19 protein-coding genes and 2 pseudogenes are annotated in these 23,539 nt (G+C 70.0%); 4 read left to right on the top strand and 17 right to left on the bottom strand.

Features of this window, described 5'->3' with window-relative positions:
• Positions 1-21: 21 nt before the first annotated feature.
• From AC0665_RS24860 to AC0665_RS24820, 9 genes are all read right to left on the bottom strand, one after another.
• Positions 22-861, bottom strand: coding sequence for a shikimate dehydrogenase (locus tag AC0665_RS24860; RefSeq protein ID WP_478606410.1), 840 nt, complete (start codon positions 859-861; stop codon positions 22-24).
• Positions 842-2,548 (bottom strand): endolytic transglycosylase MltG, encoded by a 1,707-nt coding sequence (gene mltG / locus AC0665_RS24855; protein ID WP_478705792.1) that lies wholly within the window; start codon positions 2,546-2,548, stop codon positions 842-844. The genes AC0665_RS24860 and mltG overlap by 20 nt, the downstream gene beginning before the upstream one ends.
• Before the next feature lie 123 nt (positions 2,549-2,671).
• Positions 2,672-3,136, bottom strand: a complete 465-nt coding sequence (gene ruvX / locus AC0665_RS24850) for a Holliday junction resolvase RuvX (protein ID WP_468410168.1) — start codon at positions 3,134-3,136, stop codon at positions 2,672-2,674.
• 17 nt (positions 3,137-3,153) lie between these two features.
• Positions 3,154-5,826: an alanine--tRNA ligase gene (alaS, locus tag AC0665_RS24845; protein WP_366050850.1), complete on the bottom strand. Its 2,673-nt coding sequence runs from the start codon at positions 5,824-5,826 to the stop codon at positions 3,154-3,156.
• Positions 5,826-6,179 (bottom strand): hypothetical protein, encoded by a 354-nt coding sequence (locus AC0665_RS24840; protein ID WP_363121105.1) that lies wholly within the window; start codon positions 6,177-6,179, stop codon positions 5,826-5,828. The genes alaS and AC0665_RS24840 overlap by 1 nt, the downstream gene beginning before the upstream one ends.
• A 9-nt stretch (positions 6,180-6,188) precedes the next feature.
• Positions 6,189-6,629, bottom strand: coding sequence for a DUF948 domain-containing protein (locus tag AC0665_RS24835; RefSeq protein ID WP_079128891.1), 441 nt, complete (start codon positions 6,627-6,629; stop codon positions 6,189-6,191).
• Positions 6,630-6,806: 177 nt separating this feature from the next.
• The gene (gene rpsD, locus AC0665_RS24830; protein ID WP_010046470.1) at positions 6,807-7,421 is read right to left on the bottom strand and encodes a 30S ribosomal protein S4; all 615 of its coding nucleotides are present in this window, start codon (positions 7,419-7,421) and stop codon (positions 6,807-6,809) included.
• Positions 7,422-7,733: 312 nt separating this feature from the next.
• Complete coding sequence (locus AC0665_RS24825) at positions 7,734-9,086, bottom strand: replication-associated recombination protein A (protein WP_478705791.1); 1,353 nt, start codon at positions 9,084-9,086, stop codon at positions 7,734-7,736.
• Positions 9,087-9,143: 57 nt separating this feature from the next.
• Entirely contained in the window at positions 9,144-9,800 is a 657-nt protein-coding gene (locus AC0665_RS24820) for a vitamin K epoxide reductase family protein (RefSeq protein WP_478606416.1), read from the bottom strand.
• 143 nt (positions 9,801-9,943) lie between these two features.
• Here AC0665_RS24820 and AC0665_RS24815 point away from each other — a divergent pair.
• Positions 9,944-10,486 (top strand): annotated as a pseudogene (locus tag AC0665_RS24815) (ATP-binding cassette domain-containing protein); the annotation flags it as partial.
• Between the two features lie 128 nt (positions 10,487-10,614).
• Positions 10,615-11,013 (top strand): annotated as a pseudogene (locus tag AC0665_RS24810) (LuxR C-terminal-related transcriptional regulator); the annotation flags it as partial.
• Positions 11,014-11,067: 54 nt separating this feature from the next.
• On the opposite strand, the gene hisS reads toward AC0665_RS24810, so the two are convergent.
• Positions 11,068-12,330 (bottom strand): histidine--tRNA ligase, encoded by a 1,263-nt coding sequence (gene hisS / locus AC0665_RS24805; protein WP_363121098.1) that lies wholly within the window; start codon positions 12,328-12,330, stop codon positions 11,068-11,070.
• Positions 12,331-12,341: 11 nt separating this feature from the next.
• On the bottom strand, positions 12,342-13,049 hold the full coding sequence (locus AC0665_RS24800) for an MBL fold metallo-hydrolase (protein WP_468410188.1): 708 nt from the start codon (positions 13,047-13,049) through the stop codon (positions 12,342-12,344).
• Positions 13,050-13,216: 167 nt separating this feature from the next.
• On the opposite strand from AC0665_RS24800, the gene AC0665_RS24795 reads away from it, so the two are divergent.
• Together AC0665_RS24795 and AC0665_RS24790 are read left to right on the top strand one after the other, a co-directional pair.
• Positions 13,217-14,059, top strand: a complete 843-nt coding sequence (locus AC0665_RS24795) for a peptidylprolyl isomerase (protein ID WP_478705790.1) — start codon at positions 13,217-13,219, stop codon at positions 14,057-14,059.
• A gap of 136 nt (positions 14,060-14,195) precedes the next feature.
• Positions 14,196-15,425, top strand: coding sequence for a DUF349 domain-containing protein (locus tag AC0665_RS24790; protein WP_363121095.1), 1,230 nt, complete (start codon positions 14,196-14,198; stop codon positions 15,423-15,425).
• Positions 15,426-15,500: 75 nt separating this feature from the next.
• On the opposite strand, the gene relA is transcribed toward AC0665_RS24790, so the two are convergent.
• From relA to ruvB, 6 genes are all read right to left on the bottom strand, one after another.
• Complete coding sequence (relA, locus tag AC0665_RS24785) at positions 15,501-18,020, bottom strand: GTP pyrophosphokinase (RefSeq protein WP_363121094.1); 2,520 nt, start codon at positions 18,018-18,020, stop codon at positions 15,501-15,503.
• Positions 18,021-18,224: 204 nt separating this feature from the next.
• Complete coding sequence (locus tag AC0665_RS24780) at positions 18,225-18,764, bottom strand: adenine phosphoribosyltransferase (protein ID WP_478509739.1); 540 nt, start codon at positions 18,762-18,764, stop codon at positions 18,225-18,227.
• On the bottom strand, positions 18,761-19,879 hold the full coding sequence (gene secF / locus AC0665_RS24775) for a protein translocase subunit SecF (protein ID WP_478705789.1): 1,119 nt from the start codon (positions 19,877-19,879) through the stop codon (positions 18,761-18,763). Before secF ends, AC0665_RS24780 begins: the two co-directional genes overlap by 4 nt.
• Before the next feature lies 1 nt (position 19,880).
• On the bottom strand, positions 19,881-21,647 hold the full coding sequence (gene secD / locus AC0665_RS24770) for a protein translocase subunit SecD (protein WP_468636879.1): 1,767 nt from the start codon (positions 21,645-21,647) through the stop codon (positions 19,881-19,883).
• 132 nt (positions 21,648-21,779) lie between these two features.
• On the bottom strand, positions 21,780-22,259 hold the full coding sequence (gene yajC / locus AC0665_RS24765) for a preprotein translocase subunit YajC (RefSeq protein WP_363121090.1): 480 nt from the start codon (positions 22,257-22,259) through the stop codon (positions 21,780-21,782).
• A gap of 185 nt (positions 22,260-22,444) precedes the next feature.
• The gene (gene ruvB / locus AC0665_RS24760; RefSeq protein ID WP_468636880.1) at positions 22,445-23,515 is read right to left on the bottom strand and encodes a Holliday junction branch migration DNA helicase RuvB; all 1,071 of its coding nucleotides are present in this window, start codon (positions 23,513-23,515) and stop codon (positions 22,445-22,447) included.
• Positions 23,516-23,539 lie beyond the last annotated feature (24 nt).

Genomic DNA, 23,539 nt, shown 5'->3' with positions numbered 1-23,539 from the left:
CTGCGGAACCGAGAGCGGATCTTAGCGGGCGGCGAGAGCCCGCTCGCCCGCTTTTCTCATGGCATCCAGGGGTGCGGGGCCCCGCCCCGTCATCTGCTCGACCTGGAGCACGGCCTGGTGCACCAGCAGGTCGAGGCCGCTGACCACGGCACCGCCGTACGCCGACCAGCGGGCGGCGAGGTCGGTGGGCCAGGGGTCGTAGAGGACGTCGAAGAGGGCCGCCGGTCGTTCCGGTACGGACCGCGCGAGGGTGTCGGTGACACCGGTCGGGGTGGTGCTGATCACCAGGGGGGCACGCAGGGCCTGCTCGGCGTCCGCCCAGTCGGCGATGCGCACGGTGATGTCGAGCCGCTCGGCCCACTGCCGCATCTCGGCGGCCCGGGCCTCGCTGCGCACGTAGACGGCGATCTCGCCCGGGCAGATCCGGGAGAGCGCGGCCAGCGCGGAGGAGGCGGTGGCGCCGGCGCCGAGCACGGCGGCGGCGTCGACCTTGTCGATGCCGTGCTCACGCAGGGCGGCGACCATGCCGGGGATGTCGGTGTTGTCACCGATGCTGCGGCCGTCCTCGGTGCGGATGACGGTGTTGACCGCGTCGACCGAGGCGGCGGTGTCGCTGATCTCGTCGAGCAGCGGGATCACGGCCCGCTTCAGCGGCATGGTCAGCGAGAGCCCGGCCCACTCGGGCCCGAGCGCCTCGAAGAACCCGGGCAGCCCGGCCTCGTCGACCTCGAACCTGTCGTAGGTCCAGCCTTCCAGGCCCAGCTCCTGGTAGGCCGCGCGGTGCAGGACCGGGGAAAGGGAGTGGGCGATGGGGCTGCCGAGCACCGCGGCACGGCGGGCGTCAGTTGCCTGTGCTGGCATCGAACTTCCTCTTGAGCTTCTGGAACTGCGCATAGTCCTTGGCGAACTCGGTCTTGTGCACACCGTCGGTCGCCACGAAGTAGATCCAGCCGTCCTTCGTCGGATTCAGGGCCGCCCGCAAGGCGACGTCCCCGGGGTTGTCGATCGGCCCCGGCGGCAGGCCCTTGTTGGTGTACGTGTTGTACGGGTCCTTGTTGCTGTTGATCTCGGATTCACTGATGTGGATGTTGCTCTGGTTCTTCAGGTAGTTGAAGGTCGAGTCGAACTGGAGCAGCTGGTTGGTCTCCGTGTTGGTGGGCTTGAGGCGGTTGTAGACCACCTCGGCCATCTTCCGGAAGTCGTCGTGCGTCTTGCCCTCGGCCTGGACGAGGCTCGCGACGGTGACGAGCTGCCACGGGTTCTCGAGTCCCAGGCTCTTGGCCTTCTTCTCGACGCCGGCCTTCTCGTACGCCGCGGTGGCCCGGGCCACCATCTGCTTGAGCACGGCCTCGGGCTTCTGCCCCTTGCTGACGCCGTAGCTGGACGGGTAGAGGAACCCTTCGAGCGGATCCCTGACGTTCGGGTGGTTCTGCGCCCAGGCGGGCAGGCCGAGCTTCTTGTAGTCCTTCTCGGCGACCGCCTCGGTGGTGCCCGCCTTGACGCCCAGCCGCTTGTCGATGAGGCGGTAGACGTCGGCGTTGCGCTTGCCCTCGGCGATGATCAGGTTGTCGCGGCTCTTGGGACTGAGCATCAGTTCGACCGCACTGTCGGCCGACATTTGCTTCTGCAGCGTGTACACGCCGTCCTGGATGCTCTTGCCGTCGGGGTTGCTCTGCTGGGCGGCGACGAAGGCGTCGACGCTCTTGACGACCCCCGCGTTCTTCAGCACCTGACCGATCTTGTACCCGAGTGCTCCCTCGGGGATCTCGACCGTCACCTGCTGCCCGTTGCCGTCCCCCGCGTAGTCCGGGGCGTCGCCGAAACGATCCTGGTAGAACTGGTAGCCGAAGTAGCCGACACCGGCCAGGCCGCCGCCGAGGAGCACCGCGACCAGCAGGCAGGCCATGCCGTTGCGGCGCTTCTTCGGTTTGCCGCCGCGTCCCCGCTTGTCGTCGCGGCCGCGACGCCCGTCGGGCTCGTCACGGTCGTCATCGTCGTCCCCGCCCGCGAAGAAGGCGTGTTCGCCCTGGTCGGGTCCGGGGTCCCAGTCGGTCTCCGGTTCCGATGCGGGCTCGACCCCACGCCGGCCGGGCGGCTCGGGGGGCGGGTACGCGTCGGGGGTGCCGTAGTAGTCCTGCCGGCCCTCTCCGTACGCACCGGCCTGCTGCCCGTAAGGGTCCTGGGGATCACCGGGGTACGAGACCTGCTGCTGCGGTTCGCCGGCCCAGCCGCCGTTGTCGTACGGCTGCTGGTGGTAGCCCTGGGCCTGCTGGTGTCCGTGGTCCGGCTGCCCCGGGTACTGCTGGTGCGGGTGGGCCTGCGCCACGTACTGCTGGTCGTACGGGTTCTGCTGCTCCTGACCGTATCCGCCCTGGTCACCGGTGCCCCAGTCACCGTACTGCGGCTGCTGCGGGTAGTGCTGCGGCTGGCCGCCGTACGGGGACTGCTGACCCTGCTGGGCCTGCTGCCCCTCCCATCCGCCGTCCCCGTACAACGGGTCCTCGGGATGCCACGGTTCGGAGCCTTGGCCCCGGCCATACTCAGTCATCGATCCCCTAGAGCCGCGAGGCGGCGGTGGCGCGGCTTCCGGCCCCGGCTCCCGTCCCGCCTCTTTGCTGTGCGGCGGCTGTTCGAATGCCGTCGCATCGCGCGGAACGTTACCGTATCGCGATCAGATGACCACTTCGACGCCTTCGCCGGGTGCTTTACCTGACACCCGTTCGGATTCGAGGGCCTGTTGCAGGATGATCACCGCTGCCGCCTGGTCGATGACCGACCGGCCCTTCTTGGACTTCACGCCCGAGGCACGCAGTCCCTGACTGGCCGTCACCGTCGTCATGCGTTCGTCGACGAGTCGGACCGGAACCGGGGAGATCAGGCGGGCCAGTTCCTGGGTGAAGCCCCGGACCTTGACCGCGGCCGGGCCCTCGCCTCCCTTGAGGGAGCGCGGGAGACCGACCACCACCTCGATGGGCTCGTACTCCTCGACGAGTTGCTTCAACCGTCGCTGAGCCGCGGGGATGTCACGCCCCGGGACCGTCTCGACCGGGGTGGCGAGGATCCCGTCGGGGTCGCACGAGGCGACCCCGATGCGGGCGTCCCCGACGTCGATCGCGAGTCGACGTCCTCTGCGCATGCTGTCCGACCCGTCTCTTACTTGGCGGTCTCGGTGACCAGACGCTCCACGGCGTCCACGGCGTCACCGATGGCGGCCGGGTTCTGGCCGCCGCCCTGGGCGACGTCCGGCTTTCCGCCACCGCCGCCGCCGAGGGTCTTGGCAGCCGCGCGCACCAGGTCGCCGGCCTTGAGGCCACGCTCGCGGGCGGCCTCGTTGGTGGCGATCACCGTGAGCGGCTTTCCGTTCACCACTGTGAAGAGAGCGACGACGGCCGCCCGGCCGCCCTGGATGCGTCCGCGCACGTCAAGGACGAGCTTGCGCAGGTCGTCGGCGGTGGTGCCGTCCGGGACCTGGCCGGTCACGACAGCAATGCCGCGGATGTCCTTGGCGGACTCGGCGAGACCGGCGGCGGCCTGGAGGACCTTCTCGGCGCGGAACTTCTCGATCTCCTTCTCGGCGTCCTTCAGCTTGCCGAGCATGGCGGAGACCTTCTCCGGGAGCTCCTCCGGGCGGCCCTTGATCAGCTCCTGGAGCTGGGCGACGACCGTGTGCTCCCGGGCGAGGAAGTTGTAGGCGTCCACGCCGACCAGGGCCTCGATCCGGCGCACACCGGAGCCGATGGAGGACTCGCCGAGCAGCTTCACCAGGCCGAGCTGGGCGGTGTTGTGCACGTGGGTGCCGCCGCACAGCTCCTTGGAGAAGTCGCCGATGGTCACGACACGCACGCGCTCGCCGTACTTCTCGCCGAACTCGGCGATGGCGCCCTGCTTCTTGGCCTCGTCGATGCCCATGACGTCGGCGCGGACGTCGAGGTCGCGGGCGAGCACCTCGTTGATCTTCTGCTCGACATCGGTCATCACGGCCGTCGGAACGGCGGACGGGGAACCGAAGTCGAAGCGGAAGCGGCCGGGCTGGTTCTCGGAACCGGCCTGGGCGGCCGTCGGGCCGAGAGCGTCGCGCAGGGCCTGGTGGGTCAGGTGCGTGGCCGAGTGGGCACGGGCGATGGCCTTGCGGCGGCGGTCGTCGATCGAGGCGTGAGCCTTGGCACCGACGGTCACCTCGCCGACCTGGACGACGCCCTTGTGGACGTAGACGCCCGGGACCGGCTTCTGGCAGTCGCGGATCTCGATGACGGCACCGGTGTCGACCTTGATGCGGCCGGTGTCGCCGATCTGGCCGCCGCCCTCGGCGTAGAACGGGGTGCGGTCGAGGACGATCTCGACCTCGTCGCCCTCGGTGGCGGCCGGGGAGGAGGCGCCGTCGACGAGGATGCCGACGATCGTGGACTCGCTCTCGGTGTCGGTGTAGCCGACGAAGTCGGTGGCACCGGCCTGGTCGGCGATCTCGCGGTAGGCGCCGGCGCCGGCGTGGCCGGTCTTCTTGGCCTGGGCGTCGGCCTTGGCGCGCTCCCGCTGCTCCTTCATCAGGCGCCGGAAGCCGTCCTCGTCCACGGACAGGCCCTGCTCGGCGGCCATCTCCAGGGTGAGGTCGATCGGGAAGCCCCAGGTGTCGTGGAGCAGGAAGGCCTTGTCGCCGGGCAGGACGGTGCCGCCGGCGGCCTTGGTGTCGGTGACGGCCGTGTCGAGGATGTTGGTGCCGGCCTTCAGCGTCTTGAGGAAGGCGTTCTCCTCGGCGACGGCGACCTTCTCGATGCGCTCGCGGTCGGTGATGAGCTCGGGGTACTGCTGGCCCATCATCTCGATCACGGTGTCGATCAGGTCCTTCACGACCGGACCGGTGGCGCCGAGCAGGCGCATGTTGCGGATGGCGCGGCGCATGATGCGGCGCAGCACGTAGCCGCGGCCCTCGTTGCCGGGGGTGACGCCGTCGCCGATGAGCATCACGGAGGTGCGCATGTGGTCGGTGACCACGCGCAGGGAGACGTCCGAGGCGTGGGCGTCGCCGTAGCGGACGCCGGTCAGCTCGGTGGCCTTGTTGATGACGGCCATCGAGGTGTCGATCTCGTACATGTTCTGCACGCCCTGCAGAATCATGGCGAGACGCTCGAGGCCGAGGCCGGTGTCGATGTTCTTGCTGGGCAGGTCGCCGAGGATCTCGAAGTTGTCCTTGCCGATGCCCTCGCCCCGCTCGTACTGCATGAAGACGAGGTTCCAGATCTCCACGTACCGCTCGTCGTTGACGGCGGGGCCGCCCTCGGCGCCGAACTCGGGGCCGCGGTCGTAGTTGATCTCGGAGCAGGGGCCGCAGGGGCCGGGGACGCCCATGGACCAGTAGTTGTCCTTCATGCCGAGGCGCTGGATGCGCTCCTTCGGCACACCGACGACCTCGTGCCAGATGCGCTCGGCCTCGTCGTCGTCCTTGTAGACGGTGATCCACAGGCGCTCGGGGTCGAGGCCGTAACCGCCCTTGTCCTGGGCGCTGGTGAGCAGCTCCCAGGCGAGCTTGATGGCGCCTTCCTTGAAGTAGTCGCCGAAGGAGAAGTTGCCGCACATCTGGAAGAACGTGCCGTGCCGGGTGGTCTTGCCGACCTCCTCGATGTCCGGCGTGCGCACGCACTTCTGCACGCTGGTGGCGCGGCTGAAGGGCGGCTTGACCTCGCCGAGGAAGTAGGGCTTGAAGGGCACCATGCCGGCCGGGACGAGGAGCAGAGTCGGGTCGTCCGCGATGAGCGACGCCGAAGGGACGACGGTGTGACCGCGCTCCTCGAAGAAGCTCAACCAGCGGCGGCGAATCTCAGCCGACTCCATCAGTGGTCCTCATTCCGGTTGTACGGGTACGTCTGGTACGTCGAACCCTCGACGTACTTCGGGTGGTTGCGGTTCTCGATGGCGATGTGACGCCGGGGTGCGGGAAGCTCGGGGTTCTCGTTGATGCCGAGGGCGTCGCTCAGTTCGGCCTCGCGCACGGCCATGTTGTCGCGGACGTCGAGCGCGAAGCCGACGGCACGGTCCTTGATGCGGTGACCGGCCTCGAGCGCCTTGTTGCCCGCGGTTCTCGCGAGGCTCTCGGGGGTCAGCTGCTTCAGCTTGCGATTGACCTTGGTGGTGGCCCACACACCGGCGGCGACGCCCGTGGTGAACCAGAAGGTGCGGCGGAACATCGCTGGCTCTCAGTCCCTCTTCCCTCGGGCGCTGCGCCGGGTGACCGTACGGCCCACGATCACGGTGCGCCTGGACGCCTTGGCGGGCACGTCCTCCTTGCGGCCGCCCAGGGCCCGGCGCACGCCGTAGCCGAAGGCCGCGACCTTGACCAGGGGGCCGCCGAAGGTGGAGGCGACGGTGGTCGACAGTGCGGAGGCGTTCGACGTGACCTCCTGGACGTCGGAGGCGATCGAGTCGACCCGGTCGATCTGGGTCTGCGCGGAGCGCACCGCCGCGGACGCGTCGGCCAGCAGCGGGACGGCCTGATCGGTCACGTCCGCCACGAGCTTGGTGGTCGCCTTGAGCGTCTGGGCCACCCTCGCCAGGGCGACGGCGAGGAAGGAGACCAGGATCGCCCAGAACACGGCCACCAGGATCCCGGCAACCTCTCCACCGGACACTGTGTGCACCCGCTCCCTGAAACGTGCCTGAACATCGAAAAAGTCGTGCGACGAGCCTATCGCGCCGGAGGTTGCGCTCCGTACCGGTTTCCCGCGCGGGAGCTGGGGAATCGCGAAAGCCCGCCGCCTCGCCCACCCGGACAGGTGGGGAGACGGCGGGCTGAGGTACCGCGTGCCTGCCGAGGATCAGCGGGCGTAGTACTCGACGACGAGCTGCTCGTCGCAGATCACCGGGATCTCCTTGCGGTTCGGCTCGCGGTCCAGGCGGAAGGCCAGGGCCTTGAGGTTCACCTGGAGGTAGCGCGGGGTCTCACCGTCGGGGGCGAAGCCACCCTCACGAGCGATCGTGAAGAGGGTCTTCTCCTTGGAGCGCTCGCGGACCTGCACGACGTCGTCCGGACGGACACGGAAGGAGGGCTTGTCGACCTTCTTGCCGTTGACGGCGATGTGGCCGTGCACGACCATCTGGCGGGCCTGGTAGATCGTGCGGGCGATGCCCGAACGCAGAACCAGGGCGTCGAGACGGCGCTCGAGCTCGATGATCAGGGCCTCACCGGTCTTGCCCTGGACCTTGGAGGCACGCTCGTAGGCGCGGACGAGCTGGCGCTCGGACACGTCGTACTGCGCGCGCAGACGCTGCTTCTCGAGCAGACGGACCTTGTAGTCCGAGTTCTGCTTGCGGCCACGGCCGTGCTCACCCGGCGGGTAGGGGCGGGCCTCGAAGTACTTGACGGCCTTCGGGGTCAGCGCGATGCCGAGGGCACGCGACTTCTTGACCTTGGGGCGGGACTGGTTCGCCACTGTTTTTCGCTTTCGTTGTATCGGCTTGTCAGGGTTGTGGGAGGTCGCATCCGCAGCCGGGGAAACCCGCCGCGGTCCTGGTGGACCTCGGTGGGCAGCCGCTCCCCTGGTCTGGGCACATACGTGCAGCACGCGAGTGGCCCACCGACCGGTGCCGTCGTACGACGGATGGTGGTGGGCTGCCCGCGACACCGTTCGACGGTGCGCGACGCTCCTGGAGCCTGCCGGGGGACCATGCCCCTGACCGGCTCCGGCCGACTGCCCCGTTCTGACTGCACGGGACGCGGCACTCCGATCGAGTTTACAGGGTGCTCAGGACCGCTTTCGACCGAGGTTCTTCCGGGTCCACTCCACGGCGTCCGCGTAGCGGGCCTCGGCGCCGTGCCGGGTCGGCTCGTAGTACTCGCGGTCCTTCAGCTCGTCCGGCGCGTACTGCTGGGCCGCGATGCCCTCGGGCAGGTCGTGCGGGTAGACGTAGCCCTGGCCGTGGCCGAGCTTGGTCGCGCCCTTGTAGTGGCTGTCGCGCAGGTGGGCGGGCACGGGTCCGCCGTGGCCCTTGCGGACGTCCTCCAGGGCGGCGCCGATCGCGGTGGTCGCGGCGTTGGACTTGGGCGCGAGGGCCAGGGCGATCGTGGCGTGGCTGAGGGTGAGGGCGGCCTCGGGGAAGCCGATCATGGCGACGGCCTGGGCGGCGGCGACGGCCGTCTGCAGGGCGGTCGGGTCGGCCAGGCCGATGTCCTCGCTGGCGGAGATCATCAGGCGCCGGGCGATGAAGCGGGGATCCTCACCGGCCTCGATCATCCGGGCCAGGTAGTGCAGGGCGGCGTCGACGTCGGAGCCCCGGATGGACTTGATCAGGGCGCTGGCCACGTCGTAGTGCTGGTCGCCGTCGCGGTCGTACTTCACGGCGGCCCGGTCGACCGTCTCCTCCAGGGTCGTCAGGCCGATCTCCGCCTCGCCCTTGTCGAGGGCGGCCCCGGCGGCCGCCTCCAGGGCGGTCAGGGCGCGGCGGGCGTCGCCCCCGGCGATGCGCAGGAGGTGGCTCTCGGTGTCCTCCGGGAGGGCGACGGCGCCCTTGAGACCCCGCTCGTCGGTCAGGGCGCGGCGGACGAGGCTCCTGATGTCCTCGTCCGTGAGCGGTTCCAGGGTGAGCAGCAGGGAGCGCGACAGCAGGGGCGAGATCACCGAGAAGTACGGGTTCTCCGTGGTCGCCGCGATGAGCGTCACCCAGCGGTTCTCGACGGCCGGGAGCAGGGAGTCCTGCTGGGCCTTGCTGAAGCGGTGGATCTCGTCGAGGAAGAGGACGGTCTCCTTGCCGTACCCGCCGGAGGCGCGGCGGGCGCCGTCGATGACCGCGCGGACCTCCTTGACGCCGGCGGTGATCGCCGAGAGCTCCACGAAGCGGGCGTCGGTCGCCTTGGAGACGACGTACGCCAGGGTGGTCTTGCCGGTGCCGGGCGGGCCCCACAGCAGCACCGAGGAGGGTCCGGCCGGGCCGGAGGCCTCCCCGACCAGTCTGCGCAGGGGGGAGCCCGGCTTCAGCAGGTGCTGCTGGCCCACGACCTCGTCGAGGGTGCGCGGGCGCATCCGCACCGCCAGGGGGCTGCTGGACGGCTCCTTCTCCTGGCGTTCTTCGGCGGCGGCGGTGAAAAGGTCGGGCTCCACGTCAGAAACCCTAGTTCACGGCACCGACAGTCCGGCCGGCCCCGGCAGCGGCCCGGCTCAGCTGAGCCAGAAGTCCCACCAGCGGGTCAGGATCAGCATGCCGATGATGCCGATGTGCAGCACCGGCATGACCCAGGTGAACTCGCCGAAGAAGCTCCTGAGCCAGGTCGGGGCGGGCAGGAAGCCCTTGCGGATGTTGAACGAGGTCACGTACCAGAACATCAGGATGGTGGCGACCCAGGCCAGGCTGCACCACAGGCAGAGCGCGTTGATCCGGTACAGGGACTGGAACATCAGCCAGGCGCAGAAGCTCACGCCGAAGAGGCAGCCGGCGTTGAAGGTGAGCCAGTACCAGCGCGGGAAGCGGGCGCGGGCGAGCAGGCTCATGCCGACGCCGATGACGATGCCGTAGGCGACGAGGCCGAGCATCGGGTTCGGGAAGCCGAAGACCGCGGCCTGCTTGCTCTCCATGACGCTGCCGCAGGAGACGACCGGGTTGAGGCTGCACCCGGGTGTGAACGTCGTGCCCGCGACCTTGGCCTCGAGGATCTTGAACTTGTCGATCGTGATGACCCACGCGGCGAGCAGTCCGGCCGCGCCGGTGATCACCAGCAGCAGGGCGAGGGCCCGGCTGCCGCCCTCCGCGCGGGGCGCGATCTCGGCGCGCTCCGGCTCGGGCTCGGTGGAGACGTCCTTGACTGTCGTCTTGCTCATCACGCCGATTCCGTCACTTGAGACCTGAACATCTTCGGGCAGGGGCCATTGTGCCGCACCGGTGCCCCTGTCCACCGTTCAGTGGACATAAGGGCGGCCGCCCGGTCGTCCCCGAGGGGCGTGTTCCGGCCGACGCTCGTCGTATGACAGCACAGGGATACGAACTCGCCGTGGACGTGCGGGGCCTGCGCAAGCGCTACGGGGGCGTGACCGCCGTCGACGGCATCGATCTCGGCATCCGGCGGGGCGAGGTGTTCGGGCCTGCTCGGGCCCAACGGCGCGGGCAAGAGCACCCCGGTGGAGATCCTCCAGGGCGACCGGAACCGGGACGCGGGCGAGGTGTGCTCGGGGCGGATCCGGCTACCGGCACGCGCGCGTGGCGTTCACGTGTCGGAATCGTCTGGCAGGACGAATCGGCGCCCGCCGAGTTGACGGTCCCGGAGACGGTGCGGCACTTCGCCCGCTACTACCCCCGGCCGCGCAACCCGGAGGAGGTCATCGCCCTGGTCGGTCTGGAGGCGAGGGCGGGCAGCCGGATCGAGGCGCTGTCGTCCAGGAGCAGCAGCTCAGGGCCCCCGATGACACCCAGCGCCACGTCCAGGCGCCGGCGCTGACCTCCCGAGCCGACGACCGGTTTCGACCCGGCGGCCCGGCGCGGTCTCGCCGAGGCCCGGGCCCTGGTCGCCGGGGGCGCGCCCGCCTGGCCGGAGATGGTCGCGCTGCGCGCTGCCAGGGGGCGTTGGCCAACGTCCTAGGCACGCGGGGAGTCCGGTGGCGGTCGGCGTGTCGCTGGCGTACGCCGACGACTCGCTGACGGGTGATGGTGCTGACGACGTACGAGACGGACCGGGACATCCTGCGGGCGGTGGAGGCGGGGGCCGCGGGCTATCTGCTGAAGGACCTGCCGCGAGCGGAACTCGCGGAGGCGGTACGGGCCGCCGCGCGCGGCGAGACGGTCCTGGCGCCGTCGGTGGCGGCCCGGCTGGTCGACCGGCTGAGGACGAAGCCGCAACGGCCACGGCTCTCCGAGCGTGAGACGGCCGTGCTGCGGCTGGTGGCCGAGGGCTGCACGAACGCGGAGATCGGGCGGCGGCTGTTCATCGGGGAGTCGACGGTGAAGACGCACCTGCTGCGGGCCTTCGCCAAACTGGGAGTGGACGACCGGACCGCGGCGGTCACCAGCGCCCTGCGGCTGGGACTGCCGGAGCAGTGAGGAAGGCGCCGTACGACCGGCGCCTTCCTCGTGTACGGAGGGTGTGCGAGGTGTTCAGCCGAGCCGGGCTTCCAGCTCCGCCACGATCTCGTTCACGCCCACCGCCGTCTGCTCGCCCGACTCCATGTCCTTGAGCTGGACGACGCCCTCGGCGAGGTCGCGTTCGCCGGCGACGACCGTGTAGCGGGCGCCGCTGCGGTTGGCGTTCTTCATCGCGCCCTTGAGGCCCTTGCCGCCGTAGGAGAAGTCGGCCGCGATGCCGTTCTTGCGCAGTTCGGTGACCTTGGCGAACAGGATGCGGCGGGCCTCCTCGCCGAGCGGGACGGCGAACACGCTGGTGGTGGCGGGCAGTTCGAGCTCGACGCCCTCCGCCTCCAGGGCGAGGACCGTGCGGTCGACGCCGAGGGCCCAGCCGACGGACGGCAGCGCGGGACCGCCGATCATCTCGGAGAGGCCGTCGTAGCGGCCGCCGCCGCCCACCGCGGACTGCGAGCCGAGGCCGTCGTGGACGAACTCGAAGGTGGTGCGGGTGTAGTAGTCCAGGCCGCGCACCAGCTTCGGGTCGTCCTCGAAGGCCACGCCCGCCGCCGTGATCAGCTCACGGACCTCCTCGTGGTACGCCTTGCAGGCGTCGCACAGGTAGTCGCGCAGCAGCGGGGCGTCGGCCAGCTGCTTCTGAACCTCCGGGCGCTTGTCGTCGAGGACCCGCAGCGGGTTGATGTCCGCGCGGCGCAGGGTCTCCTCGTCGAGGTCGAGGCCGCGCAGGAACTCCTGGAGCGCCGACCGGTACACCGGGCGGCACTCCTTGTCGCCGAGGCTGTTGAGCAGGATCCGGAAGTCGCTCAGGCCCAGCGAGCGGTAGGCCTGGTCGGCCAGGATGATCAGCTCGGCGTCCAGCGCCGGGTCCTCCGCGCCGATCGCCTCGGCACCGACCTGGGAGAAGTGGCGGTAACGGCCCTTCTGGGGGCGCTCGTAGCGGTAGTACGAGCCGGAGTACCAGAGCTTGACCGGGAGGTTGCCGGCCTTGTGCAGGTTGGCCTCCAGCGCCGCGCGCAGGACGGAGGCCGTGCCCTCGGGGCGCAGGGCGAGCTGGTCGCCGCCCTTGGTCTCGAAGGCGTACATCTCCTTGGTCACGATGTCGGTGGACTCGCCGACCCCGCGCGCGAACAGCTCGACGTTCTCGAAGCCGGGCGTCTCGATGTAGCCGTAGCCGGAGTTGCGCAGCGGCGCGGCGATCGCCTCACGGACGGCGAGGTACTTGGCGCTGTCCGGCGGGATCAGGTCGTACGTGCCCTTGGGGGCCTTGAAGGTGCTCACGGAAGGTCTCGTCACATTCCTCGTCGGGGAGCCGGGGATGCTCCCTGGCCGGCGGCCACCTGCCGCAGATACGGGTTGGTGGCGCGCTCCTGGCCGATGGTCGTCTGGGGGCCGTGGCCGGACAGCACCACGGTCGAGTCGTCGAGCGGCAGGCACACACGGGCCAGCGACTCGAGGATCTCGGCCATGTCACCGCCGGGCAGGTCGGTGCGTCCGATGGAGCCGGCGAACAGCAGGTCGCCCGAGAACAGGATCGGCGGGATGTCCGCCGCCTCGGGCATGCCGAAGGTCACCGACCCCTTGGTATGGCCGGGCGCGTGCGCGACGGACAGCTCCAGGCCCGCCAGCTCCAGCTTCGCCCCGTCGGCCAGCTCCTTGACGTCATCGGGCTCCCCCACGGTCAGCTCGCCCAGCAGCGGCATCCCGATGGAACGGCCGATCGCCTTCTCGGGGTCGCTCATCATGTACCGGTCCTCGGGGTGGATCCAGGCCGGCACGTCGTGCGCGCCGCACACCGGGACGACCGAGGCGACATGGTCGATGTGGCCGTGGGTGAGGACGACCGCCACGGGCTTGAGGCGATGCTTCCTGATCGCTTCCTCGACGCCGTCGGCGGCCTGATGGCCGGGGTCGATGATCACGCACTCCTCACCGGCGGCGGGGGCGACGAGGTAGCAGTTCGTCCCCCAGGCCCCGGCGGGGAACCCGGCAATGAGCACGATCGTCCTTCGTTGTGTCGATACGGGCGGCTACGGCTGCTCACAGAGCCTACCGGCGCTGCCGATTCCTCAGCGAACCCATATACGGTACGGGGCACACGCAGGCGCTCGGCACACAGGACGCACGCGTACCGGTCGACGTTCGAGACCCATGAGGAGAGAACCCGGTGGTCAGCCAGGAACAGCGGCGGCGTCAGCTCGCCCGGGAGAAGTTCTTGCGGCAGCAGCAGCGACGCACGGACGCGCGACGCAAGGCCCGTATCCGCAACTCCGTGATCGCCTCGGCTCTCGGCGTGGTCGTGGTGCTCTCGGTGACGGTCTTCCTGACCAAGCCGTTCGAGGACGACGGCAAGAAGAACGCGAACGCGGAGGTCACGCCGAGCGCGACGCCGAGCAAGGCCCCGGACCCGTGCGAGAAGCCGGCCCCGGGCAAGGTCAAGTCGGAGACCTGGAGGAAGGAGCCGGCGATGACCATCGACACGTCGGCGAAGTACACGATGAAGCTGGACACGACGTGCGGTGAGATAGACGTCGCGCTGAAGGCGTCGGCTGCGCCGCACACCGTCAACTCGTTCAACTTCCTGCTCGGCAAGGGCTACTTGGACCACAGCAAGTGCCACCGGCTCACCGACCAGGGCATCTACGTCCTGCAGTGCGGCGACCCCAAGGGCACCGGCATGGGCGGACCGGGCTACACCATCCCGGACGAGAACCTCAAGGACAAGAGCCTCAAGGGCGGGGTGTACCCGGCCGGCACGGTCGCGATGGCGAACCAGTACAACGCGCAGACGAAGCAGGGCCGCGACAGCGGCGGCAGCCAGTTCTTCCTCGTCTACCAGGACAGTCAGCTGCCGCCCGACTACACACCGTTCGGCACTGTGTCCGAGGCGGGCATGAAGGTCCTGAAGAAGATCGCCAAGGCGGGAGCGCAGGCCCCCGACCCCCAGACGGGCAATACGGCGCCCAACGCGACGGTCGTGATCAACAAGGCCACGATCACGGAATCCTGAGCCCCAACTGCGAAATTTCGGTCGCGCGGGATGCGGACACGCCCCCCGCCGGTCGCCTATGTTGGCCGTGACGAAACTGTGGACGATGCCCGGGGGAGCTTCAGGCCCCTCGCAGGCATCATGTGGAGGAGGCGCTGTGAGCAGCGACCCGTGGGGCCGCGTCGACGAGACGGGGACCGTGTACGTGCGTACAGCCGACGGCGAGCAGGTCGTCGGTTCCTGGCAGGCAGGCTCCCCCGATGAGGCGCTGGCCTATTTCGAGCGCAAGTACGAGGGCCTGGTTGTCGAGATCGGCCTCCTCGAGAAGCGAGTGAAGACCACCGACCTGTCGGCGAAGGACGCCCAGGCCGCCATCGACCACATTCGCGAACAGGTCGACGCGCATCACGCGGTGGGCGACCTGGACGCCCTGCGGGTCCGGCTGGACAAGCTCGTGGAGCTGGTGGAGGCGCGCCGCGAGGAGCGCAAGGCGCAGCGCGCGAAGCAGTCCGACGAGGCCCGGCACGCCAAGGAGGCGCTGGTCGCCGAGGCGGAGGAGCTGTCGCAGTCGGACCAGTGGCGGGCGGCCGGTGAGCGGCTGCGGGCGCTGGTGGACACCTGGAAGGGTCTGCCGCGTCTGGACCGCAAGTCCGACGACGAGCTGTGGCACCGGTTCTCGCACGCCCGGTCGGCGTTCTCCAAGCGGCGCAAGCAGCACTTCGCGCAGCTGGACGCGCAGCGCGAGGAGGCCCGCAAGACCAAGGAACGGCTGGTCGCCGAGGCCGAGGCGCTGTCGAACTCGACGGACTGGGGCGTGACGGCCGCGCGCTACCGCGAGCTGATGTCCGAGTGGAAGGCCGCGGGCCGCGCCCAGCGCGAGCACGAGGACGACCTGTGGAACCGCTTCCGCGGCGCCCAGGACGTCTTCTTCGCGGCCCGCAGCTCGGTCTTCGCCGAGCGGGACGCCGAGCAGTCGGAGAACCTCAAGCTCAAGGAGGAGCTGGCCGAGGAGGCCGAGAAGCTCCTGCCGATCACGGACCTGAAGGCGGCCCGGGCCGCCCTGAGGAACCTGAACGAGCGCTGGGAGGCCATCGGTCATGTCCCGCGCGACGCCCGGCCCAAGGTCGAGGGCCGGATGCACGCGGTCGAGCGGGCGATCCAGGAGGCCGAGGAGACCGAGTGGCGCCGGACGAACCCGGAGGCGCGTGCGCGTGCCGAGGGTCTGACCGGCCAGCTCCAGGCCGCGGTGGACAAGCTGCGGGGCCAGATCGAGCAGGCCCGCGCGCAGGGCAACAACGCCAAGGCCGACAAGCTCCAGCGTGAGCTCGACGGCCGCCAGGCGCTGCTGGACCAGGCGCTGAAGGGGCTGCAGGAGTTCGGAGGCTGATCAGCCGACGCGAAGGGGGGCTTCCGTCCACGTCGGACGGAAGCCCCCCTTTCGTGTGGTCGCCGCGCGGGCGGCCTACTTGCTGCGCGCCGACGTCACCCGGTACACGTCGTAGACGCCCTCCACGCCGCGGACCGCCTTCAGCACATGGCCGAGGTGCTTCGGGTCGCCCATCTCGAAGGTGAAGCGGGAGGTGGCGACCCGGTCGCGGGAGGTCTGCACGGCCGCGGACAGGATGTTGACGTGCTGGTCGGACAGCACGCGGGTGACGTCCGAGAGCAGCCGGGAGCGGTCCAGGGCCTCGACCTGGATGGCGACCAGGAAGACCGAGGACTGGGTGGGCGCCCATTCGACGTCGAGGATGCGCTCGGGTTCGCGGGACAGCGAGTCGACGTTCACACAGTCGCTGCGGTGCACCGATACGCCGCTGCCGCGGGTGACGAAGCCGATGATGGGGTCGCCCGGGACGGGGGTACAGCAGCGGGCCAGCTTGACCCACACGTCGTCGACACCCTTGACGACGACGCCCGGGTCGGCGCTGGAGCGGCGCTTGCGGCTGCGGCCGCGGGCCGGCGGGACCGACTCGTCGATCTCCTCGGTGGCGGCCTCCTCGCCGCCGAGGGCCTGGACCAGCTTCTGCACGATGTTCTGCGCGGAGACATGGCCTTCGCCGATCGCCGCGTACAGGGCGGAGATGTCGGCGTAGCGCATCTCGTGCGCGAGGGTCACCAGGGAGTCGCCGGTCAGGATGCGCTGGATCGGCAGGTTCTGCTTGCGCATGGCGCGGACGATGGCGTCCTTGCCCTGCTCGATCGCCTCGTCGCGGCGCTCCTTGGAGAACCAGGCACGGATCTTGTTGCGGGCGCGCGGCGACTTGACGAAGCCGAGCCAGTCGCGGGAGGGGCCGGCTCCGGCAGCCTTGGAGGTGAAGACCTCCACCAGGTCGCCGTTGTCGAGGGTGGACTCCAGCGGGACCAGCCGGCCGTTGACGCGGGCGCCGATGGTGCGGTGGCCGACCTCGGTGTGCACCGCGTAGGCGAAGTCCACCGGGGTGGCACCGGCGGGGAGCGCTATGACGTCGCCCTTGGGGGTGAAGACGAAGACCTCGTTGCGGGACAGGTCGAAGCGCAGGGACTCCAGGAACTCCCCCGGGTCCTCGGTCTCCTTCTGCCAGTCCAGCAGCTGGCGCAGCCATGCCATGTCGTTGAGGTGGTCGTCCTTGCCCTTGCCGGACGACTTGGGGGCGTCGGAGCGCACCTTGGACGCGCCGGCGACGGCCTCCTGCTTGTACTTCCAGTGCGCGGCGATGCCGTACTCGGCGCGGCGGTGCATGTCGAAGGTGCGGATCTGCAGCTCGACGGGCTTGCCGCCGGGGCCGATGACCGTCGTGTGCAGCGACTGGTACATGTTGAACTTGGGCATCGCGATGTAGTCCTTGAACCGGCCGGGCACCGGGTTCCATCGCGCGTGCACCGTGCCGAGGGCCGCGTAGCAGTCGCGGACGGTGTCCACGAGGACGCGGATGCCCACCAGGTCGTAGATCTCCGCGAAGTCACGGCCGCGGACGATCATCTTCTGGTAGACGCTGTAGTAGTGCTTCGGGCGGCCGGTGACGGTCGCCTTGATGCGGGCGGCGCGCAGGTCCTGCTGCACCTCGTCGGTGACGATGGCCAGGTATTCGTCGCGCTTGGGTGCCCGCTCGGCCACCAGCCGGACGATCTCGTCGTACATCTTGGGATAGAGGATCGCGAAGGCGAGGTCCTCCAGCTCCCACTTGATGGTGTTCATGCCCAGGCGGTGGGCGAGCGGCGCGTAGATCTCCAGGGTCTCGCGCGCCTTCTTCTCCTGCTTCTCACGCTTGAGGTAGCGCATGGTGCGCATGTTGTGCAGGCGGTCGGCGAGCTTGATGACCAGGACGCGCGGGTCCTTGGCCATGGCCACGACCATCTTGCGCACGGTCTCGGCCTGCGCGGCCTCGCCGAACTTGACCTTGTCCAGCTTGGTGACGCCGTCGACGAGCAGGGTGACGACGTCGCCGAAGTCGCGGCGCAGGTCGTCCAGGCCGTACTCGGTGTCCTCGACCGTGTCGTGCAGCAGGCCGGCCATCAGCGTGGCCGGATCCATGCCCAGCTCGGCGAGGATGGTGGTGACGGCGAGCGGGTGCGTGATGTACGGGTCGCCGCTCTTGCGCTTCTGGCCGCGGTGCCAGCGCTCGGCGACCTGGTAGGCGCGCTCGATCTGGCGGAGCGTGGCCGTCTCGATCTTCGGGTCGTTGCCGCGCACTATCCGCAGCAGCGGCTCCAGCACCGGGTTGTACGGGTTCGCGCGCTGCACGCCGAGCCGGGCCAGACGGGCGCGGACGCGGTTGGAGGAGCCGGAGCGGGCCGGCTGTCCGGCGCTCTGCCGCACCGCGGGCGGCGGGGTGGGCTTGGGCCGCGACTGCTCTTCCGACTTGTCGGCCGGCGCCGCCTGGGCGTGCTCGACCGGCCCGCGTGTGTCGTTCTTCGCGTGGGGCGCGTTCGGCGCGGGCTTCGCCGCGGCTGCCGAGGCGGACTCGGGCTTGGCGGCGGTCAGGTGCTGGGCCTCGTCTGGCAAGAGGGCTCCTCGTGCGCGATCCGGGTCCCCCGGTCAGGCTCCGGACCCCCATGGTAGCGATCCTGAGCTCCAGGATCGCCTTCAGGCCAATGTGAGGACCGTCTACCCGGAAACGCGGACAACGCACGAGGCGGGCTCCGGATTCCTCCGGGGCCCGCCTCGTGCGTTGTCGTGCCGTTCCCCGCCGGGAGGGCCGCGCGGCCGCTAGACCGTGAGCAGCGCCTCCAGCGGAGCACCGTTGAGCGCCGGCTCCAGGCGGGCGCGGCCGCTCAGGAAGCCGAGTTCCATGAGGACGGCGAGACCCGCCACGTCGGCTCCGGCCCGGCGGATGAGCTGGACCGAGGCCTCGGCGGTGCCGCCGGTGGCGAGGACGTCGTCGACGATCAGGACGCGGTCGCCGGTGGTGAGGTCCTCGGCGTGCACCTCGATCTCCGCCGAGCCGTACTCCAGGTCGTAGGCCTGGGCGAGGGTCGCTCCGGGGAGCTTGCCCGCCTTGCGCACGGGGATGAAGCCGAGGCCGGCCCGGACGGCGACCGGGGCGCCGAGGATGAAGCCCCGGGCCTCCAGGCCGACGACCTTGGTGGCGCCGGTGCGCTCGGCGATCTCGGCGAGCGCGTCGGTCAGCGCGGTGAACGCCGCCGGGTCCGCCAGGAGCGGGGTGATGTCCTTGAACATCACCCCCGGCTCCGGGTAGTCGGCCACGTCACGGATGCGGCTGAGCAGCAGTTCCCTGATGTCGGTCATCGGCGCTTCCCCGAGGTGCGGCCACGGCCGCGGTTGCGGGAGGCGGGCTGGTTGCGCGGCCCGACGACCGCGGGTGCGGCGTCCTCGGGCTCGTCGGCGTACGACTCGTGGCCCTCCTGCGCCTCGGTGGGCTCGCCCTTGGCGGCGGACTGGGCCCGCTTGGCCAGGACGCGCTTCTTGAGGGCCTTCATCGCCGGCTCGCGCTCCTTGAGGTCGGCGACGAGCGGGGTGGCGATGAAGATCGAGGAGTACGCACCGGCCGCGAGGCCGACGAACAGCGACAGCGAGATGTCGTTCAGCATGCCGGCGCCGAGGACACCGCCACCGATGAACAGCAGGCCCGCGACCGGCAGCAGGGCGACCACCGTGGTGTTGATGGAGCGGACCAGGGTGCTGTTGATCGAGCGGTTGGCGACGTCGCTGTAGGTCCAGCGGGTCTGCTTGGTGAGGTCCCGCGTCTGTTCCTTGAGGCTGTCGAAGACCACGACCGTGTCGTAGAGCGAGTAGCCGAGGATGGTCAGCAGACCGATCACCGTGCCCGGGGTGACCTCGAAGCCGACCAGGGCGTAGATGCCGACCGTGATCGTGATGTCGTGGATCAGGGCGACGAACGCGGCGACCGCCATGCGCCACTCGAACGCGATCGCCAGGTAGACGACCACGAGGATCAGGAAGATCCCCAGGCCCTGCCAGGCCTTGTTGGCGATCTGCTCACCCCAGCTGGGGCCGACCAGCTCGGCGTTGATCTGCTCCGCGTCGACCTTGAGGTCGTCCGAGAGCTGGCTCTTGATCTGGTTGGCCTTGTCGGTCTCGATGCCCGCGACCTGGATGCGCAGGCTGCCGTCGCCGAGCTTCTGGACGATCGCGTCGTGGCCGGAGGCCGTTTCCGCGTACTCCTCGGCCTGGGACACCGAGACGCTGATGTTCTTCGGGGTGGTGAAGACGGCACCGCCCTGGAACTCGATGCCCATGTTCAGGCCGCGCACCGCCAGGCCGACGATGGCCGTGATGGTGATCAGGATCGACAGGCCGTACCAGATCTTGCGGTTCTTGACGAAGTCGTAGCCGATCTCGCCGCGGTGCAGCCGGGCGCCGAGGTTGCCGAGTTTCGACATCTCACGCCTCCTTCGTCTCGACGGGGGCGGAGGGACGGCGGGTGCGGCGCAGCGGCGGCTGCGCACCCAGGCTCTTCGGGTCGAGGCCGGACCACTTGTGGCCGCTCGCGTAGAAGGTGCGACGGGCCAGCAGGGTCAGCAGCGGCTTGGTGAAGAGGAAGACCACGACGACGTCGAGCAGCGTGGTCAGGCCGAGCGTGAAGGCGAAGCCGCGCACCTTGCCGACGGTGACGATGAAGAGCACCGCGGCGGCGAGGAACGACACGAAGTCGGAGACCAGGATGGTGCGCCGAGCGCGAGGCCAGGCCCGCTCGACGGCGGGGCGCAGCGTACGGCCCTCGCGGATCTCGTCCCGGACGCGTTCGAAGTAGACGATGAACGAGTCCGCCGTGATGCCGATGGCGACGATGGCACCGCAGACGGCCGGCAGGTTCAGCGCGAAGCCGATGGCCGGGCCGAGCAGGGCCATGAGCGTGTAGGTGAGGGCGGCGGAGACCAGCAGCGAGAGGATCGCGACGAAGGACAGACCGCGGTAGTAGGCCAGCAGGTAGATGACGACCAGCGCGAGACCGATCGCGCCGGCGATAAGACCGGCCTCAAGCTGGTCACCGCCCAGCGCGGCGGTCACGGTCGTCATGCTGTCCACCTTGAAGGTGAGCGGCAGCGCGCCGTACGACAGCATGTTGGACAGGTCCTGGGCGGACTGCTGGGTGAAGTTGCCGGAGATCTCCGCGTTGCCGCCGGTCAGCGCCTGATTGACGGACGGGTCGGAGACCACGTCGCCGTCCAGGACGATCGCGAACTGGTTCTGCGGCGGCTGGTTCTGGGCCAGCTTGCCGGTGATGTCGCCGAACTTCTTGGCACCCCCGCCGGTGAAGTCCATCTGGACCGTCCAGCCCGCGCCCCGCTGGGTGTCCAGGGTGGCCTGGGCCTTGTCGACGTCGGTGCCGTCGACCTCGGCGGGGCCGAGGATGTACTTCTGCCACTGGCCGCCCGAGTTCTTGCCACAGGCCAGGGTGGGCTGGGAGGCCTTGACTCCGTCGCCCACGCTGGAGCGGGTCTTGGCGTTCGTGCAGTCGAGCTCGGCGTACTTCGCCTGCAGCGCCTTCGCGTCCGCCTCGGCGGTGCCGCCGCTCGCCGACGGGGAGGGGCTGGCCTTGCCCTTGTCGGAGGCGCTCGGGGACGGCGTGGCGTCGGCCTTCAGCCCGTCGGTGACCGCGCGGCCCTGGGTGGTGGGCGAGGCGGACGGCGAGGCGGAGTTCTTGTCGGTGGCCTCGGGCTTGTCGGACGCCTTGCCGGACGGCTGCCCCGAGGGGGTGCCGGTGGGGCTCGGGGACGGGCTGGGCGCGCCCTTGCCGCCGGAGACCTCGGTGGCGATGACCGGGCGGAAGTAGAGCTTGGCGGTGGTGCCGACCTGCTTGCGGGCCTGCTCGGAGTTGGTCCCCTTGGGGATGTTCACGACGATGTTGTCGCGGCCCTGCGTCTGGACCTCGGCCTCCGAGACGCCCAGACCATTGACACGGCGCTCCATGATGGAGACGGCCGTGTCCATGTTGGTCTTGTTGATCGCCGACTCGTTGCCGGCCTCGGGGACCGCGCGGAGCGTGATGCTCGTACCGCCGGCAAGGTCGATGCCGAGACGCGGCTTCGTGTGCCCCGAGGCGAACATCCCACCGGTGAGCGCCGCGATGGCGATCAGGATCAGGGCCAGCGAGCGCCACGGCTTGCTCTGGGCGCTCGCGCTCCTGCCCTTTTTAGGTGTGGCCACCTTCTCGTACTCCCTCTCGGGCCACCTCGCTCCGGATCGGCGGACGGGCGGCCATGACATGGTGTCGGGATTCCGTGCGAGCTGGGCGTGTCCCGGGGTGCGCGGGACGGGCCCGCGCACCCCGGGTCACGACTACTTCGCCTCGGAGTCGCCGTCGGTCTTCTTCGGCTCTGCGTCCGTCTTCACCTCGGGCACGTCCTCGGCCGCGTCCTTCTTGCCGAGGTCGACAGCCTTGTCGTCAACAGGGGCGTCGGCGGTGGAGTCGCCCGTCTCGGTGAGGGAGGAGGCGTCGTCCGGGACGATGTCGGCGTCGGACTTCAGGTCGTGCTCGACGCCGTGGACGATGCGGTTGTACTCGTCGTCGGTGAGGACGGCACCGATGGCGTTCTTGGCGAAGAGGAGTTCGACGCCGGGACCGGCGTCGACGAGGACGGTGTCCTCGTTGACCTCCTTGACCGTGGCGTACATGCCCCCGATCGTGCGAATACCGCTGCCGGGCTGCATTTGGTTCCGCATCTCCACGGCCTGCTGCTGCTTCTTCTTGGCCGATCGGGTCATCAGGAACATGGCCCCGATGAGCACGATGAACGGGAGGAGGGTCAGGAGACTCACGGGTCGGTACTTCCTTCACACGACCGCGCTGTGAGCGGCCAGATGGTTGGGGGTGTGTACGCCGCCGGCAAAGGCGGCATCGGCGGAGTCTAAGCGAGTCCGCGCGCAGGGAACAACGCTCAGCATGGCACCGGGGTTCCTGCTCCGGCCACCGACCTCGCCGCCTCGGAGCCGTAACGGCGCCGTCACGCCCCGAACAGGTCCTGTTGTCCGTTTCCGGTGGTCTGGGAGCGGGGTGGGGTGAGGCCGAGATGCGCCCATGCGGCGGGGGTGGCGACCCGGCCGCGCGGGGTGCGGGCCAGCAGGCCCTCCCGTACGAGGAAGGGCTCGGCGACCTCCTCCACGGTCTCACGTTCCTCGCCCACCGCGACAGCGAGCGTGGACAGACCGACCGGACCGCCGCCGAACAGCTTGAGCAGGGCCTCCAGCACGCCCCGGTCGAGGCGGTCGAGCCCGCGCGCGTCCACCTCGTACACCGCGAGGGCGGCCGCCGCGATGTCCTTGGTGATCAGGCCGTCGGCCTTGACCTGCGCGTAGTCCCGCACGCGGCGCAGCAGGCGGTTGGCGATGCGGGGCGTGCCGCGGGAGCGGCCGGCGATCTCGGCGGCGCCCGCCGGGTCGATCTCGACCTCCAGGAGGTTGGCCGAGCGGTGGACGACCCGCTCCAGTTCGGCCGGTTCGTAGAACTCCATGTGGGCGGTGAAGCCGAAGCGGTCGCGCAGCGGGGGCGGGAGCAGGCCGGCCCGGGTGGTGGCGCCGACCAGGGTGAAGGGGGGCAGCTCCAGGGGGATGGCGGTGGCGCCGGGGCCCTTGCCCACGATGACGTCGACGCGGAAGTCCTCCATCGCCATGTACAGCATCTCCTCGGCGGGCCGGGACATGCGGTGGATCTCGTCGAGGAAGAGGACCTCGCCCTCCTGGAGGGAGGAGAGGATCGCGGCGAGGTCGCCGGCGTGCTGGATGGCGGGGCCCGAGGTGATCCGGATGGGGGCGCCCATCTCGGCCGCGATGATCATCGACAGGGTGGTCTTGCCGAGGCCGGGGGCGCCGGAGAGCAGCACGTGGTCGGCGGTCGCGCCCCGTGCGCGGGCGGCGCGCAGAACGAGGTCGAGCTGTTCGCGGACCTTCTCCTGGCCGATGAACTCGTCCAGGTCCTTGGGGCGCAGGGCGGCCTCGACCGCTTGGTCCTCACCGTCGGCGGCGGGGCCCACCAGCCGCTCCGCGGCGTCGGCGTCGGTCGTGTCGTCCCAGTTCATGGAGGGTGCCTCGGGAATCTCGGT

It is taken from the genome of Streptomyces sp. NPDC043685, from assembly GCF_056436585.1.
Note: the sequence above shows the minus strand (reverse complement) of the source record. Positions and strands in the feature narration are given on the sequence as shown.